Raw genomic sequence first — 13,981 nt, forward strand, 5'->3', positions numbered from 1 at the left:
TATGGTGAATCTCGAAGAACAAGCTACTCAATCACTTTTTGACAAAAATCAAATTTCCAGAGAACAATTTGATGCCATTCGTACATATCGAGGTTTGGACTTATTTTCGGTTCATAACGAATTGAAGTTCTTATTATACCTTTCCATGCTAATGTTTACATCTGGAATTGGGATTTTAATATATCAAAACATAGACACGATTGGGCATACCGCAATACTAGGATTATTGCTTTTGGTAACGTTGATCTGTTTTTACTTTTGTTTTAAAAATTATTCCGGTTTCAGTAAAGATAAGGTGCCATTCCCTAATCCGCTATATGATTATTTAGTGCTTACGGCCGTTATATTGAGTTGCACGTTTGTGGGTTATTTACAATTTCAATACCAAGCTTTTGGAACTCATTACGGATTGGCTACTTTGGTGCCAACGGTTATCAGTCTTTTTTGCGCCTATTATTTTGATAGTAAAAGCGTTTTATCAATCGGAATCACTGGAATGGCAGCTTATTTGGGACTTTCGGTTGACCCAAAGCATGTTTTTGAAAACGAGATGATTCATAATACCTACTTGAGCTATGTTGGTCTGGCCTTTGGTTTGACTTTATTGCTTTGGGCTTTCTATGCTAACAAAATCAATCTAAAAAAACACTTCAATCTGGTTTATCTCACTTTTTCACAGCATCTGATTAGCATTGCTTGTATTGTAAATTTATTTCAGGATTATTGGTTGGCTTTTGGATTAGTTTTAGGAATTGCAGCGTATTACTTTTATAACTTAAGTTTCCAAATCAGGTCTATTTCACTTTTTATTTTCACAGTTTTATACGGATATATTGGAATGAACATCCTATTTGTGAAGATTTTAGAATCCATCCATTTCGAAGACCTATTTTCTGTATTCATTTTTACTACCCCTTTTTATTTTATTGGCTCCATAATTGGATTTATAAAATTAATTAAACATTTTAACAAAAATACCACCGATGATAGCATACGATAAAACACTTTTAGACAACGTTTACCTGGACGAAGAAGCAAATCGATTGAAAGAATCGGGTTTTATTAGTACCGAACAATACAAAGTTTTGGGTAATCAATTAGCGAGGTTAAAAAGTCAAAACAACCTCTTTATCCGAATTGGTTTCTTTATTCTGGGTTGCATGTTATATTCTTCGATTTGTGGTTTTATATCGTTATTTGGATTGAGTGTAATAGACAATGCGTACTTATTTTTCATCTATCTCTTTGCCATAATCGGTTTTGGAACTAAAGAGTTTATGTCTTCAGGAATGAATTATTTTGGTTTTGGCTTAGACGATGCTTTTATTTTAGGCGGTATTGCGACTCTATTGACCGCTGTTGGACTCACCTTTGAACAAAATTATAATACCAACTATCTCGCTGTTATTTTAGTAATGGCAATCGCTTCGAGTATTGCTTATTTACGTTACCTTAATCTTTCTTTGGCCCTACTCGCGTGTTTTGGAATAACTGGAAGTCTAGCGTATATGACATTCGAGTATTTAACAATCGGAAAAACCATTTTGCCTTTTGTGATGTTGCTGTTTTCTGGCGGTTGCTACTTTATTTCTAAAAAAACAGTACAAAATTTAACTGTTCCTTATTACTACAACGGACTGAAACTAGCCAAAGGTTTTTGTCTAATTCTATTCTATCTAGCAGGAAATTATTATGTGGTGAGAGAATTAAATTTCAGCCTATCAGAAAATTATTTCTATGACGGTCAGAGTCCCGAAATTCCTTTTGCGATATTCTTTTGGGCATTTACGATTTCAATCCCTGTGGTTTACTTGGTTTTCTCTTTGAAAAACAAAGACCGAATGATGCTTTGGATTGGTTTTCTGGCACTTTGTTTTGCCTTTTTCACTTTCAGAATGTATCATCATGTTTTGCCTCCCGAAGTGGCTTTGACTATTGGAGGACTTATTGTATTTGCTTTTACCTATTTTGCTATAAAAAGAACAAAACACAACGAAACGGGTCTTACTTTTAAAGTCGACCGATTTACCAACCCAAATGCCTTTGCTAATGTTCAAGCGCTTGTGGTTGCTTCTCAATTTGGATTGAAACCCGAAGCAAAAGTCGAGGAATCACCAATGGAATTTGGAGGTGGTGGATTTAGTGGTGGTGGCTCGAGTGGGGAGTTTTAGGGCCTATCTCAATAAAACAAAAAAATTGGCCACAGATTATACGGATTGAACGGATTAGCACAGATTTTTTTAATTATGCTTGAAATCTTTGTGAATCTGTGTAATCTGTGGCCAATTAATACTCCTTACAACCTATCCGCCAAATCCTTTGCATCAATATCACTATGGGAAACATCATAAACTGATTTCCCTTCTTTGATTAACAATAATTGCGGGGATTGATGCACTACTTTAAAACGGTTCGCAATTTCATTGCAAACATCTCGGTGCTCAATTAAATCTAAAAAATACGTATCCGTCGCATCAGCCGAATCAAATTCATTTTCAAATTGTTTTAGCGCAAATCTGCTTATGCTGCAACGAGTGCTGTGTTTAAAGATTACTACTGGTTTTTCATTCGATAAAGCAACGATCTCATTCAGTTGATCTAAGTTCGTTAACGGAATCCAATTTATTTTACTTGTTGTTTCTTTCTTTTCTTCTGAACTACCAAATAGGGAATTAAATATACTCATTTTGTCGTATTTTATGTCTTTTTGTCTTTATAATATGATGAAAATCATCGTTTAAACGTCAAATTGTCCGTAAATTTATAGTGGAATGTAATTTGATATTTAATTTGCAAAGTTAGTTATTAAACAAATAAAAAAACATAAAACCTTTAATCATGAACATTAATAAATTTACCATTAAATCGCAGGAGGCTATACAGCTTTCACAGCAACTGGTTCAGAGTTTGGGTCAACAGCAAATCGAGAACGAACACATTTTTAAAGCTATTTTTGAAGTAGATGAGAATGTGGCTCCGTTTATTTTGAAAAAACTCAACGTCAATGTGCCTTTGTTTCTCCAGATTTTGGACAGTACCATTCAGAGTTTTCCAAAAGTTTCGGGAGGCGAAATTCAGCTTTCCAGAACGGCGAATTCTGCATTGAACGAAGCGGAAATTATTGCCAAAAAAATGAACGACGAATACGTTTCTGTCGAACATTTGATACTGGCCATTTTCGATTCCAAAAGTAAAGTAGCCCAAATCCTAAAAGACCAAGGCGTAACCGGAAAAGGACTGAAAGCCGCTATCGAAGAATTGCGTAAAGGCGAACGAGTTACTTCTGCTTCGGCCGAAGAGAACTACAATTCTTTGAACAAATACGCCAAAAACCTCAACGAACTCGCCAAAAACGGAAAACTAGACCCTGTAATTGGTCGTGACGAAGAAATCCGTCGTGTATTACAAATCCTGACCCGAAGAACCAAAAACAACCCGATGCTGGTGGGTGAACCCGGTGTGGGGAAAACCGCCATTGCCGAAGGTCTTGCACACCGTATTGTAGATGGCGACTTACCCGACAATTTGAAAGACAAAATCGTATTCTCCCTCGATATGGGAGCCTTGATTGCAGGTGCCAAATACAAAGGGGAATTTGAGGAACGTTTGAAATCCGTTGTTAAAGAAGTCATTGCAGCCGAAGGAGATATCGTATTGTTCATTGACGAAATTCACACACTTGTAGGTGCAGGCGGTGGCGAAGGCGCTATGGATGCCGCCAATATCCTCAAACCGGCTTTGGCTCGTGGCGAATTGAGAGCCATTGGTGCTACGACTTTGGATGAATACCAAAAATATTTCGAAAAAGACAAAGCGCTTGAACGCCGTTTCCAAAAAATCATCATCGAAGAACCCGATACCGAAAGTGCCATTTCGATTCTTAGAGGAATCAAGGAAAAATACGAAACACACCATAAAGTGCAAATCAAGGATGACGCGATTATTGCTGCCGTAACGCTTTCGCAGCGCTACATCACCAATCGTTTTCTTCCGGACAAGGCCATCGATTTAATAGACGAAGCTGCTTCGAAACTGCGAATGGAAATCAACTCCAAACCAGAGGAATTGGATGTTTTGGATCGAAAAATAATGCAGTTGGAAATCGAAATTGAAGCTATCAAACGCGAGAAAGACGAAAGCAAACTCAAAGTATTGGGAATGGATTTGGCCAACCTCAAAGAAGACCGAAACGAAATTTACGCCAAATGGAAATCCGAAAAAGATGTGGTCGATAACATTCAAAACGTAAAAACCGAAATCGAAGACTTCAAATACGAAGCCGAACGTGCCGAGCGTGAAGGCGATTATGGTAAAGTGGCCGAAATTCGTTACGGAAAAATCAAAGAAGTCCAAGAACGATTGGCCGTTTTTACCAAACAATTACAGGAAAACCAATCGGGAACTTCGTTGATCAAAGAAGAAGTAACCCGCGAAGACATTGCCGAAGTAGTAGCCAAATGGACTGGAATTCCGGTCATGAAAATGCTGCAAGGCGAACGCGAAAAACTATTGCATCTGGAAGAAGAATTACACAAACGTGTAGTAGGTCAAGAAGAAGCCATCGAAGCCGTGAGTGACGCCGTGCGCCGTAGTCGTGCTGGATTGCAGGATATGAAAAAACCAGTGGGAACTTTCCTTTTCCTAGGAACAACAGGAGTCGGAAAAACCGAGTTGGCCAAAGCCTTGGCCGAATACCTTTTTGACGATGAAAACGCCATGACCCGAATTGACATGAGCGAGTACCAAGAACGCCACAGCGTGAGCCGATTGGTCGGTGCGCCTCCGGGATACGTGGGCTATGACGAGGGCGGACAATTGACCGAAGCCGTGCGTAGAAAACCATATTCCGTGATTCTGTTGGACGAAATCGAAAAAGCCCATCCAGACACCTTCAACATCTTGTTGCAAGTGCTTGACGAAGGCCGTCTAACTGACAACAAAGGACGTTTGGCCGATTTCAAGAACACGATTATCATTATGACTTCCAACATGGGAAGCCAAATCATACAGGATAAGTTTGAAAACCTGAAAGGAAGTGTTGAAGCCGCCACCGAACTTGCCAAAGTCGAAGTACTCGGATTATTAAAACAAACCGTGCGCCCCGAGTTCATCAACCGTATCGACGAGATCGTGATGTTCACGCCATTGACCACTGCCAATATTACAAGAATTGTAGGATTGCAATTGAATAGCGTCACCAAAATGCTTGCCCAACAAGGCATCACCATGGACGCTACACCCGAGGCCATCGCCCATCTTTCTGAGAAAGGCTATGACCCACAATTTGGTGCAAGACCCGTAAAACGAGTAATACAAAGGGAGGTTCTCAACCAGCTCTCCAAAGAAATCCTCGCTGGCAAAGTGCATCCCGATAGCATCATCCTACTCGATGCTTTTGATGGCGAACTCGTTTTCAGGAATCAAAGTGAGTTGGTGCATTAATATAGCTTAATTAAAGCTTTGCCAAAGTTTTGAACTTTGGCAAAGCTCATAAAAAACACTGGTCGAAAGGCTGGTGTTTTTTTGTTTTAGGAGCAGAAGTATTTGGTTTTTCATCAAATTCACTCCCGCTGTCATTCCAATCTTTTTTATCCCCCGCTCCAAGAAATATTAGCGTCAAGAAGCTACGCAAATGTCTCTGACTTTGCGTTTTTTTTTAATGTTCTTGAAAACAGAAAACTGGTCAAAAGTCTCCCGACTTTTAACTTGAATTTTTTTAGAATTCATCTGGCAAAGTACATCTTGAAAATAACATTTTATTGGATGTTTTAAATTTCGAAATCGTTTTTAGCATTAAACCGAGTTGTTGCAGAAATAAAAAAAACCGCTCAGACCTTTGTCAAAGTTCAAAACTTTGACAAAGGCAGAAGAAAGCACTAGTCGAAAGAGGAGCATTTACGGCTTTTGATAATGCTAGAAAATTTGCTTGTTATGCTGGAACCGCCCCTTTTGAATATAGTTCGGGTTCGAGTATTAAAGGACGAACCAAAGTGAATGATTTGGCAGATAAAAAGATGAAATCAATATTACAAATGTGTGCTTTAGTGGCAGTGAAACATGATCCACAGCTCAAAGAGTATTATGAACGAAAAATAAGGAGAAGATAAGAATACTATGCTAGTTTTAAACAATGTAAAATGTAAATTATTGCTCGTGTATTTTCTGTAATTAACAGACAAATTCCATACATAAACACATATAAATTTGCCTGTTAATTTTTAGATTTTCACTTGTTTTTTATCATAGAATGCGCTATCAGATTTTTTTTGTGTTTTAAAGAACTATTTTTAGATGCTTTTTTTGTATAAAATAACATAAAAAATAGCGTTATTATTACATTAAATAAGATATATTTGATTTGTATTAATCACTAAAAAAATAATGTTTTTATGAAAATTGTAAAATTTACGTCTATTCTGACATTCATCGCATTTCTAACCTTTTCCTGTAGTAAAGATGACACTTCTGACAATTCTTTAAATACAGAACTAGCTAATCAACAAAATGAACTAGAAAATAAGTTCGTTACTCTAGAAAATTTGAACTCTGGAATTTCTATAGAAGGTGCAACAAAAAAGACTGCAACACCACCACAACCCAACAGCAATATAAATCTAAATGTTAGTTCAAATACTATTGAAGGTTTACAAAAATCAGGTTTTAACTTATCGTTTACTTCAACCGAAACAAACATCGCTGGTGCTTATTTACAATTTAAGGATGCTAATGGTAATTTTTCGACAAGCTATTTTGACATTCCATTGGCTAGTTTAAAACAAAGTAAAAAATCGAACGTAAAAAAACCTTTAACATCCAATAAAACGGTTATAGAGAAAAAATCATACCTAATAAATGTTGATTTTACTGATTTAATACCCGCAGGTAAATTTTGTGGAGTACTTTGTATTTATGACAGTGCAAACAATATCAGTCAACCAGTTACAGTTTGTATTGAAGTTGAATCTTGGGGAGGTAATGCTGAATTAGTTGGAGAATGGGTTTTAGAAACTTCAGATTACAATGAAACAAACACTATTTATTGTGCGAATGGCACAAATATTAAAGTCCCTTATGAACAAGTTGTCAATGAATATTTAAGTCTAAAATTAACGGAAACTGGAAGCTTTGAATTTAATGATCGATCTGAATATAAAAACTTAGATTATGATGCTTCTAATAATAGCTGTTCTGCAGTTTTCGAAAAAGATTCAAACAAATATGAATCTATTCACAATGGACAATGGGCTTATAATGAAGACTCTAAAAAACTAACTTTAGTAAGTTTCAGCTATTTAGATATTTTAGAACCACAGTATAATGAAATTTACCCAAATGGAGAATTAATTATAGATGCAGTTACTGTAAGTGTAATTAATAGTAAACTTGTAATAGTAGACACCTATATTGAAAATGGTGAGACTTTTACATTCACCTATACCTTCAAAAGAAAATAACCCCCCGCTGCGCAATTCCGAAATCTTTCGGGACATGACTTTGCGTTTTTTTAATCTTCTTGAAAACCGAATTATGTCAAAAGTCTCCCGACTTTTTCCGTAAATGTTTTTAGAACTATATGATTTTCAAAAGACACAAAAAAACCACAAGTATCATAGCTGTTATTTGTGGTTTTTTACTTTTTTTTAGAGTGAGTGTGTTTCGATTTATAAGCAACCGTGTTGAATTTATAAGATATTTACAGGAAAAGTCAGGAGACTTTTATGAAGTTTATCCTTTTCAAGGACAGTTTAAAAAAGGTGCAAAGTCTATAGACTCTGCACAGCGTGGATGATTTTAACCGAATCGAAGTAACTCCAAAATCCAGAAGATCTCTAGAGCATGTAATTGAAACTATATAAAACAAAATGGGATTAAACCTGCTTTGCATTCTAAGAAGAGATTCAATATACTTACCTTTGAAAAATTCCCCAAACAACAATCGAAGCGTCTCTACTTTCAATTACTTAAAAAACAAAAAATGAAGTTTAAAGGAGTTATTTTTGACTTAGACGGAACATTGGTAAATTCATTGGAAGACATTGCAGATGCTATGAATAGCGTGCTTCAAGACCTCAACTACCCTACTCACAATTATGATGCTTATCAATATTTCATTGGTAGTGGTTTACGAAATTTGGTGAGTAAATCATTACCCGAAACGCATAATGATGAAAAAAGTATTGAGAACTGTTACCGTTTAATGATTGAAGAATACCGTGATACCTGTACTCGCAAAACAACATCGTATAAAGGAATTATCGAATTATTGGACTATTTACTTTTGCAGAACATAAAACTAAGTGTATTCTCTAATAAATCAGACGAACTTACCAAGAAAATTACGGCTGCTTTGTTTCCTAACTATTTTGATTCTGCAGTGGGCTTAACCATTGAATCACTCAAAAAACCCAATCCATCCGAAGCTTTGGCAATAAGCAAAAGCATGGGGCTAAAACCAGAAGAAATAATTTTTGTAGGTGATTCTGGTATTGATATGCAAACGGCCACCAATGCCAATATGTTTGCAGTGGGTGTATCATGGGGTTATCGACCAAAAGAAGAATTGATAGAAAATGGTGCAAAACAAGTAGTAAACCATCCTTTGGATTTAATTGAGATTTTATAATTGGCTAATAAACTTTTTGTAGCATTGCAGTCTTCGATTTTGATAATTTTCAGAATCTATCGAGATAACATTGGACACTTAAAAGAAGTCTACTATAAAAACCCTTTCAGACTTGAAGAAACGTAACAAATCATTAGAATTAATACACAAAAAAACCACAAACAGTAGCTTGTGGTTTTTATCTTTTGAAATTTGAACCATGCTCTAAAAAAGCATAGTTACTTGTTATTTGGCTATTTATTTTTTAGACGCAATAGATATTGATTCTTGATTTCATCAACATGTCTTTGTTTGATTTCTTTTCTGCTCAAACCATTTAGACTTTGCACATATCCTGTAAAAACGTGGCTAATAAAAAGTGGTGAAACACTACCTTCAGAAGAAGTATTATGACAAGAGAAGCAATTCACAAGATTGCTCACTGTATTCCCATGTATAGAAGACGGTGTACCAAACCCAACCTGAACATAGGTTTCCATAGTAATATTGTATGCCGCAACGGAACCTCTGGTCAATTTTTTGGGCTCTGAATTGGACAGCGAATAGCTTAATGAATCCAACAAAGCTGCTTGTGATGGGGTACCTACATATCCTTCGGTATTAATCCATATCGAGCCATTGTAGAAATAATTATTCCAAACCCCTTTCAGTTGTTTCTTGACACTTTCGTTGATTGTGCGAATATTATTCAAGTTCTCCGAACCATTTTGGCTTGTCTCCATAAAAAGCTGAACGTTAAAAGATCCTTTCATTGCTTTTTCAACAGGAACACCGTATTTGTAAACGGAGAAAACGTCTGTATAGATACCATTTTTTGAAGTTATGTTTTTAACCGTTGCAGTTGTACTTTTATTGAAAAAAGGATAATCAACGGTGCTAGTCACAGGTGCGTCAGTTGTTGGAGTAGCCTTAGCCCAATCATAGGCAGGTGCAAGATTTTGATGCTCAAAAGTAGCCCATACAAATTCAGGATGATTCTCAACGACTCCAACTACATGCATTCCCAAAAGTGCCACTCTGGTTTTTACGCCATTGATTAACCCTTCAGTAACAAAATAGGAAGTAGTATCCTTAAGAACGCTAGCATTTATCCAAGAGGTTTTAAGTTCTAATGAACCCACGGGAAAGGTTATATCCTTTACTTTGGAAGGGTCTTTTTTTGCTATTGGTCCATATTTTAACATTGCCCCATAAAGTAATTTGTCCATGAATATAGAGTAATAGACTGTAGTGGATGGAGGAATACCCGACGGATAGTTGGGCGTTTTTAAAATATCTATAGAAGCACTAGCCTGAGCAGTATCTATCAAAATAATTCCTTTGTTTTGATCTAATTTTTGTCCAGACGAACTCACCTGCATTAGAATATCCATAAACTGTGGTCTGCCATTGACTTCATTGGTTAGCCAAAGAAACTTTTGCCAAGACCATTGATGAAAATCACAATTACTTACAGTTGCATTGTTTGCAAATACACTTGTAGGTCCTTCATTTGGTGCAGGCGTTTTTCGGGTATTGTTTAACGTTACAAACCAACTAGCTGGGGCTAAACACTCGGAAACAGTAGCGCTAGAATAGTCCGCATTTTCTCCCTTTATCTTTGGATCATTTTTGCAGGCGCCTAAAAAGACCAGTGCACTTAATACCAATAACTTTTTTGTTGTATTCATGTGATTTTGCTTTTTAAAAATTTGAGGTTATATTTTTTTGTCAATATGAAACTAAGCAATTAACAAGTAGAATTTTAAAAAATGCTTCAAGGCATCCCTATTTAGGTATAAAGTCTCTAAAAATGTGTATAAGTAAACTTACAGAACTTATTTACAATCTGTGAATCCTGCAACTTTTTATAAAAGTATTACAAAACAATCTTCAAATAAGAGACTCACCTTTACATAGTTGAAACTGCTCCCGCAAATCAATTCAAATTAAGTACAAACCACTTATACCAAAAGGCTATGAACAATATATTTAAAGGATTAATTTCAGGCTATGGCGCAAGTAAACTAGGAGGAGGATGCTTTGGCACAATTTTAGTTTTTGTCATTATATGGGTGCTTTTGGGACAATGCAGTTAAAAATTTTAATTCTATTCAAACAAAAAATAGTAAAAAACAATTTAAAAAAACAATTATGAGTACAGGTAAAGTAGTATTAGGAACAGTAGCAGGTCTTGCTATTGGCGGCATTTTAGGAATCCTTTTTGCTCCAGAAAAAGGTTCGGTTACCAGAAAACAAATCATGGACAAGGGAAATGATTATGCCGATGATTTAAAATCAAAATACAACGAGTTTGCAGATTCTATTTCGGGAAAACTTCAAAGCGCAAAAGATTTTGCACAAGAATTGGCCGAGAATGGAAAAGCTGAGTTTGATGAAATAAAAAATGATGTCAATCATACCGCATCAAAGTATTAATACAAAATAAAATATAGTTATGACTGAAGATGCAACGCCCATAGCAAATCTTTTTGAACGTGCAGAAGAGTACAGCAAAACTTCCTTAAAGTTGTTTAGGCTAAATGCCATAGACAAATCGGCCGATGTTGCTTCGTCTCTTGTTTCGCGACTTGCGGTGATTATGACCGTTGTATTCTCAGTTTTAATTGGCAGTATTGGAGTTGCATTATGGTTAGGTAAACTAATTGGCGATGCCTTTTATGGTTTTTTCATTGTTGGTTCTTTCTATGCGTTTCTTGCAATTGTACTTCATCTTTTTCGGGAGCAATGGCTAAAATATCCTATTAGCAATTCTATTATAAAACAAATGCTAAAAGAGAAAATAATATGAGATCTAAAAACGAAACGGATTCCTTAAATGAATTGATAATTCTTCAGGAATTAAAATATAGTACTGAATTGGAACTCCTCAAAGAGCAATTTCATATTGCGTATGAAAGTGTAAAACCTATCAACCTCATCAAAAGTGTATTGCACGAAGTAACTGCTTCGCCAGAAATAAAAAATGATCTGGCGAATAATGTCATTGGGTTGGGAACTGGATTTCTTTCCAAAAAACTTTTGGTAGACGGTTCTCAAAGTCCTGTGAAGAGAGTAATTGGAACGGTAGTTCAATTTGCCATAGCAAACTTGGTTTCAAAACATTCCGATACGATTAAAACAATTGGCAGCAATCTTCTTAAACATTTTTTTAACAAACAGAAAAGCCAAAAACGCTTTGAAAATCCAAATAATAATTGAAATCCTTAAAAGAGTGAACTTTGATTTGCCTTGGTTGTATATTGTCTCTCAAGCTATAACTAAACCACTATGGACTGAAAGTCCATAGATTTTGGTGTCAGACTGAAAGTCTGAAAGGTTGGAAAACTTAATTTCAACCACAAATTACACAAATTTTCACAAATTATAATCTGTGAAAATTTGTGTAATCTGTGGCAAAAAACATTTTTAGAAGCTGAAAGCAAAATGCACTAAAGTGCATAGTTTTAACTATTTTTGGGACCAATAAAAAATTTTGGTTCATTGGTTAAAAATACCTTTCATCAATTACGATAACTATCTTATAAATAGTGGATTCTAGTGATCGAGAGGTGTTATTTTACTGCTATTTACCTTTATAAAAAACTATTGAAAAAATAGTAATTATTAAAAAAATACGATCCATTTTTAAAGTTAGCTTTTGTTTTTTTTTAAAAAACTAAACCACTATGGACTGAAAGTCCATAGATTTTGGTGTCAGACTGAAAGTCTGAAAGGTTGGAAAACTTAATTTCAACCACAAATTACACAAATTTTCACAAATTATAATCTGTGAAAATTTGTGTAATCTGTGGCAAAAAACATTTTTAAAAGCTGAAAGCAAAATGCACTAAAGTGCATAGTTTTAACTATTTTTGGGACCAATAAAAGCTAACTTTATTTATTATAATAACGCTATAGAAAAGCACATAAAAATATTGAAAAAATTGGCTTTAGTTTTATATATGATTGTGTTTTTTAAGTCACAGATTAGCACATATTTTTTTTTAACCTTAAAATCAGCGGCAAAATAATTTGAGAGTCAATCTGTTTTTTAGACCCTAGCCAAAAAAAATAATTTTATGTTTTACTGAACTCAAAAAGACAGAGATTCTTTAAATAAATCATAAAATCCTGAAAGACATAACATTAATACATATAAAATAAATTCACTCCAATGAAAAAGTTTTTTATTTATTTAATATCGATTTTGTGCTCTACTCCTATTTTTAGTCAAAATAAAAATAGTAACAAGGAAGAGAAAGACAGCCTATACATTGAAGCAGTAGAAAATAAATTACAACCTGACAAAGTTCTTCATGCTGAACCACTCTATATTGATTTAATTAGAGATTTAGGAGCTCGAAAAGGGGAAAAAGAATGGAACATTGGTTTTGAATTAAAAGACAACTATTCATTTGACTCATATAACGGTTTTGTGGAATACGAATGGGCTGTAATTGATCGTTTAGGTCTAGAAATTGAGGTTCCTTTTACTTTTTATTCCCCGAACAATAGTGGCGCAACAATTCCTGAAAACGCAATAGATGGTTTAAAACTGGCAACACAATACTCTTTTTATGTATCCGAGAAAAACAAAACCACATTGGCAATTGCATACTTAAACGAATTTGAATTACCCAGTTTTTCAGATTATGGCGAATCAAAAGTAATAATTGGTAATATTTACAATCCTTTTTTTGTTGCCGCAAAAAGATGGGGAAACAATTTTCATACTTTACTATACACTGGTCCCGTAATTGAACATCACTTTAAGAATAACGAAATCGAAACTATATGGCAGATCAATAGTAGCTTTCACTATATGATCCCTGGAACCAGTAACTTTATTGGAGTAGAATTTAATAAAGAAATACACGACGGTACATTCGACATGGTTATTAGACCACAAATGCGCGTAGGAATAATTGATAATTTATTGATAGGAATTGTTACTGGCATCCCCATAAGCAAAGAAAATGAAAGATTTAGTACCTTCTTTCGCCTAATTTACGAACCTAATGGGGTTCATTAATAACCGCTATGGATTCAAACAAATTTGAGTTTATTTCAATATTCTTGAAAAACCATCTACATGAATTTTCCGTCTTTACGCCTGGCAATATTATTGAAGCTATAATACAAGTTGTAGCCCTAGAAAATTTTTATGGAGCTTTGCAACTAATTATTCGATACCCCGTTGACGATTTTTTCTAAAAATGAAGGAACTTATTTGTCAAGCATATTCTTCGAAATCCAAAATGCATTATTATTTCGTTTCTTTTACCCAAAAAACGTTCAAATAAAAAAACGTTTACAACCACTTATATGCATAAAATGCAATTGCTTCTATCCACTCATTTTTACATAATTAAAATC

General features: G+C 34.9%; 11 protein-coding genes and 1 pseudogene. 10 read left to right on the forward strand and 2 right to left on the reverse strand.

The genetic code is table 11. The features are described 5' to 3' along the window. The first annotated feature begins 1 nt into the window (after window position 1). Both AC8GF4_RS08780 and AC8GF4_RS08785 read left to right on the forward strand, forming a co-directional pair. Complete coding sequence (locus AC8GF4_RS08780; RefSeq protein ID WP_506593957.1) at window positions 2-1,000, forward strand: DUF2157 domain-containing protein; 999 nt, start codon at window positions 2-4, stop codon at window positions 998-1,000. Next, window positions 984-2,171: a hypothetical protein gene (locus AC8GF4_RS08785; protein WP_506593958.1), complete on the forward strand. Its 1,188-nt coding sequence runs from the start codon at window positions 984-986 to the stop codon at window positions 2,169-2,171. Before AC8GF4_RS08780 ends, AC8GF4_RS08785 begins: the two co-directional genes overlap by 17 nt. Before the next feature lie 125 nt (window positions 2,172-2,296). Here AC8GF4_RS08785 and ytxJ read toward each other — a convergent pair whose 3' ends face one another. Continuing rightward, entirely contained in the window at window positions 2,297-2,686 is a 390-nt protein-coding gene (gene ytxJ, locus AC8GF4_RS08790; protein WP_506593959.1) for a bacillithiol system redox-active protein YtxJ, read from the reverse strand. A 152-nt stretch (window positions 2,687-2,838) separates the two neighbouring features. Between ytxJ and clpB the strand changes: the two genes are divergently transcribed. The 4 genes and pseudogenes from clpB (at window position 2,839) to AC8GF4_RS08810 (ending at window position 8,623) form a co-directional block, all read left to right on the forward strand. Then, window positions 2,839-5,442 carry an ATP-dependent chaperone ClpB gene (gene clpB, locus AC8GF4_RS08795; protein ID WP_506593960.1) on the forward strand — a complete coding sequence of 868 codons (2,604 nt, stop codon included), beginning with the start codon at window positions 2,839-2,841 and terminating at the stop codon, window positions 5,440-5,442. A gap of 446 nt (window positions 5,443-5,888) precedes the next feature. Beyond that, window positions 5,889-6,107: pseudogene (locus tag AC8GF4_RS08800) on the forward strand (transposase); the annotation flags it as partial. A 282-nt stretch (window positions 6,108-6,389) separates the two neighbouring features. Continuing rightward, window positions 6,390-7,454, forward strand: coding sequence for a hypothetical protein (locus AC8GF4_RS08805; protein WP_506593961.1), 1,065 nt, complete (start codon window positions 6,390-6,392; stop codon window positions 7,452-7,454). A gap of 521 nt (window positions 7,455-7,975) precedes the next feature. Then, a complete protein-coding gene (locus AC8GF4_RS08810; RefSeq protein WP_506593962.1) occupies window positions 7,976-8,623 on the forward strand; it encodes an HAD family hydrolase in 648 nt (215 codons plus the stop codon). Between the two features lie 233 nt (window positions 8,624-8,856). Here AC8GF4_RS08810 and AC8GF4_RS08815 read toward each other — a convergent pair whose 3' ends face one another. Beyond that, the gene (locus AC8GF4_RS08815) at window positions 8,857-10,293 is read right to left on the reverse strand and encodes a hypothetical protein (RefSeq protein WP_506593963.1); all 1,437 of its coding nucleotides are present in this window, start codon (window positions 10,291-10,293) and stop codon (window positions 8,857-8,859) included. 463 nt (window positions 10,294-10,756) lie between these two features. Here AC8GF4_RS08815 and AC8GF4_RS08820 point away from each other — a divergent pair, with 463 nt between their 5' ends. From AC8GF4_RS08820 to AC8GF4_RS08835, 4 genes are all read left to right on the forward strand, one after another. After that, a complete protein-coding gene (locus tag AC8GF4_RS08820; RefSeq protein ID WP_506593965.1) occupies window positions 10,757-11,041 on the forward strand; it encodes a YtxH domain-containing protein in 285 nt (94 codons plus the stop codon). A gap of 19 nt (window positions 11,042-11,060) precedes the next feature. After that, on the forward strand, window positions 11,061-11,414 hold the full coding sequence (locus AC8GF4_RS08825) for a hypothetical protein (protein WP_506593966.1): 354 nt from the start codon (window positions 11,061-11,063) through the stop codon (window positions 11,412-11,414). After that, window positions 11,411-11,824: a hypothetical protein gene (locus AC8GF4_RS08830; RefSeq protein ID WP_506593967.1), complete on the forward strand. Its 414-nt coding sequence runs from the start codon at window positions 11,411-11,413 to the stop codon at window positions 11,822-11,824. Before AC8GF4_RS08825 ends, AC8GF4_RS08830 begins: the two co-directional genes overlap by 4 nt. Window positions 11,825-12,779: 955 nt before the next feature. Further along, window positions 12,780-13,637: an HAEPLYID family protein gene (locus tag AC8GF4_RS08835; RefSeq protein ID WP_506593968.1), complete on the forward strand. Its 858-nt coding sequence runs from the start codon at window positions 12,780-12,782 to the stop codon at window positions 13,635-13,637. The last annotated feature ends 344 nt before the right edge of the window (window positions 13,638-13,981 follow it).

It is taken from the genome of Flavobacterium rarum (SeqCode) (assembly GCF_965234445.1).
Taxonomy (GTDB): Bacteria; Bacteroidota; Bacteroidia; order Flavobacteriales; family Flavobacteriaceae; genus Flavobacterium; species Flavobacterium rarum.

What these genes read in the sequence shown, in the direction of transcription:
- ytxJ (WP_506593959.1), bottom strand. Translation starts at nt 2,686, where the DNA reads ATGAGTATATTTAATTCCCTATTTGGTAGTTCAGAAGAAAAGAAAGAA.
- clpB (WP_506593960.1), top strand. Translation starts at nt 2,839, where the DNA reads ATGAACATTAATAAATTTACCATTAAATCGCAGGAGGCTATACAGCTT.
- AC8GF4_RS08785 (WP_506593958.1), top strand. Translation starts at nt 984, where the DNA reads ATGATAGCATACGATAAAACACTTTTAGACAACGTTTACCTGGACGAA.
- AC8GF4_RS08780 (WP_506593957.1), top strand. Translation starts at nt 2, where the DNA reads ATGGTGAATCTCGAAGAACAAGCTACTCAATCACTTTTTGACAAAAAT.
- AC8GF4_RS08810 (WP_506593962.1), top strand. Translation starts at nt 7,976, where the DNA reads ATGAAGTTTAAAGGAGTTATTTTTGACTTAGACGGAACATTGGTAAAT.
- AC8GF4_RS08835 (WP_506593968.1), top strand. Translation starts at nt 12,780, where the DNA reads ATGAAAAAGTTTTTTATTTATTTAATATCGATTTTGTGCTCTACTCCT.
- AC8GF4_RS08830 (WP_506593967.1), top strand. Translation starts at nt 11,411, where the DNA reads ATGAGATCTAAAAACGAAACGGATTCCTTAAATGAATTGATAATTCTT.
- AC8GF4_RS08820 (WP_506593965.1), top strand. Translation starts at nt 10,757, where the DNA reads ATGAGTACAGGTAAAGTAGTATTAGGAACAGTAGCAGGTCTTGCTATT.
- AC8GF4_RS08825 (WP_506593966.1), top strand. Translation starts at nt 11,061, where the DNA reads ATGACTGAAGATGCAACGCCCATAGCAAATCTTTTTGAACGTGCAGAA.
- AC8GF4_RS08805 (WP_506593961.1), top strand. Translation starts at nt 6,390, where the DNA reads ATGAAAATTGTAAAATTTACGTCTATTCTGACATTCATCGCATTTCTA.
- AC8GF4_RS08815 (WP_506593963.1), bottom strand. Translation starts at nt 10,293, where the DNA reads ATGAATACAACAAAAAAGTTATTGGTATTAAGTGCACTGGTCTTTTTA.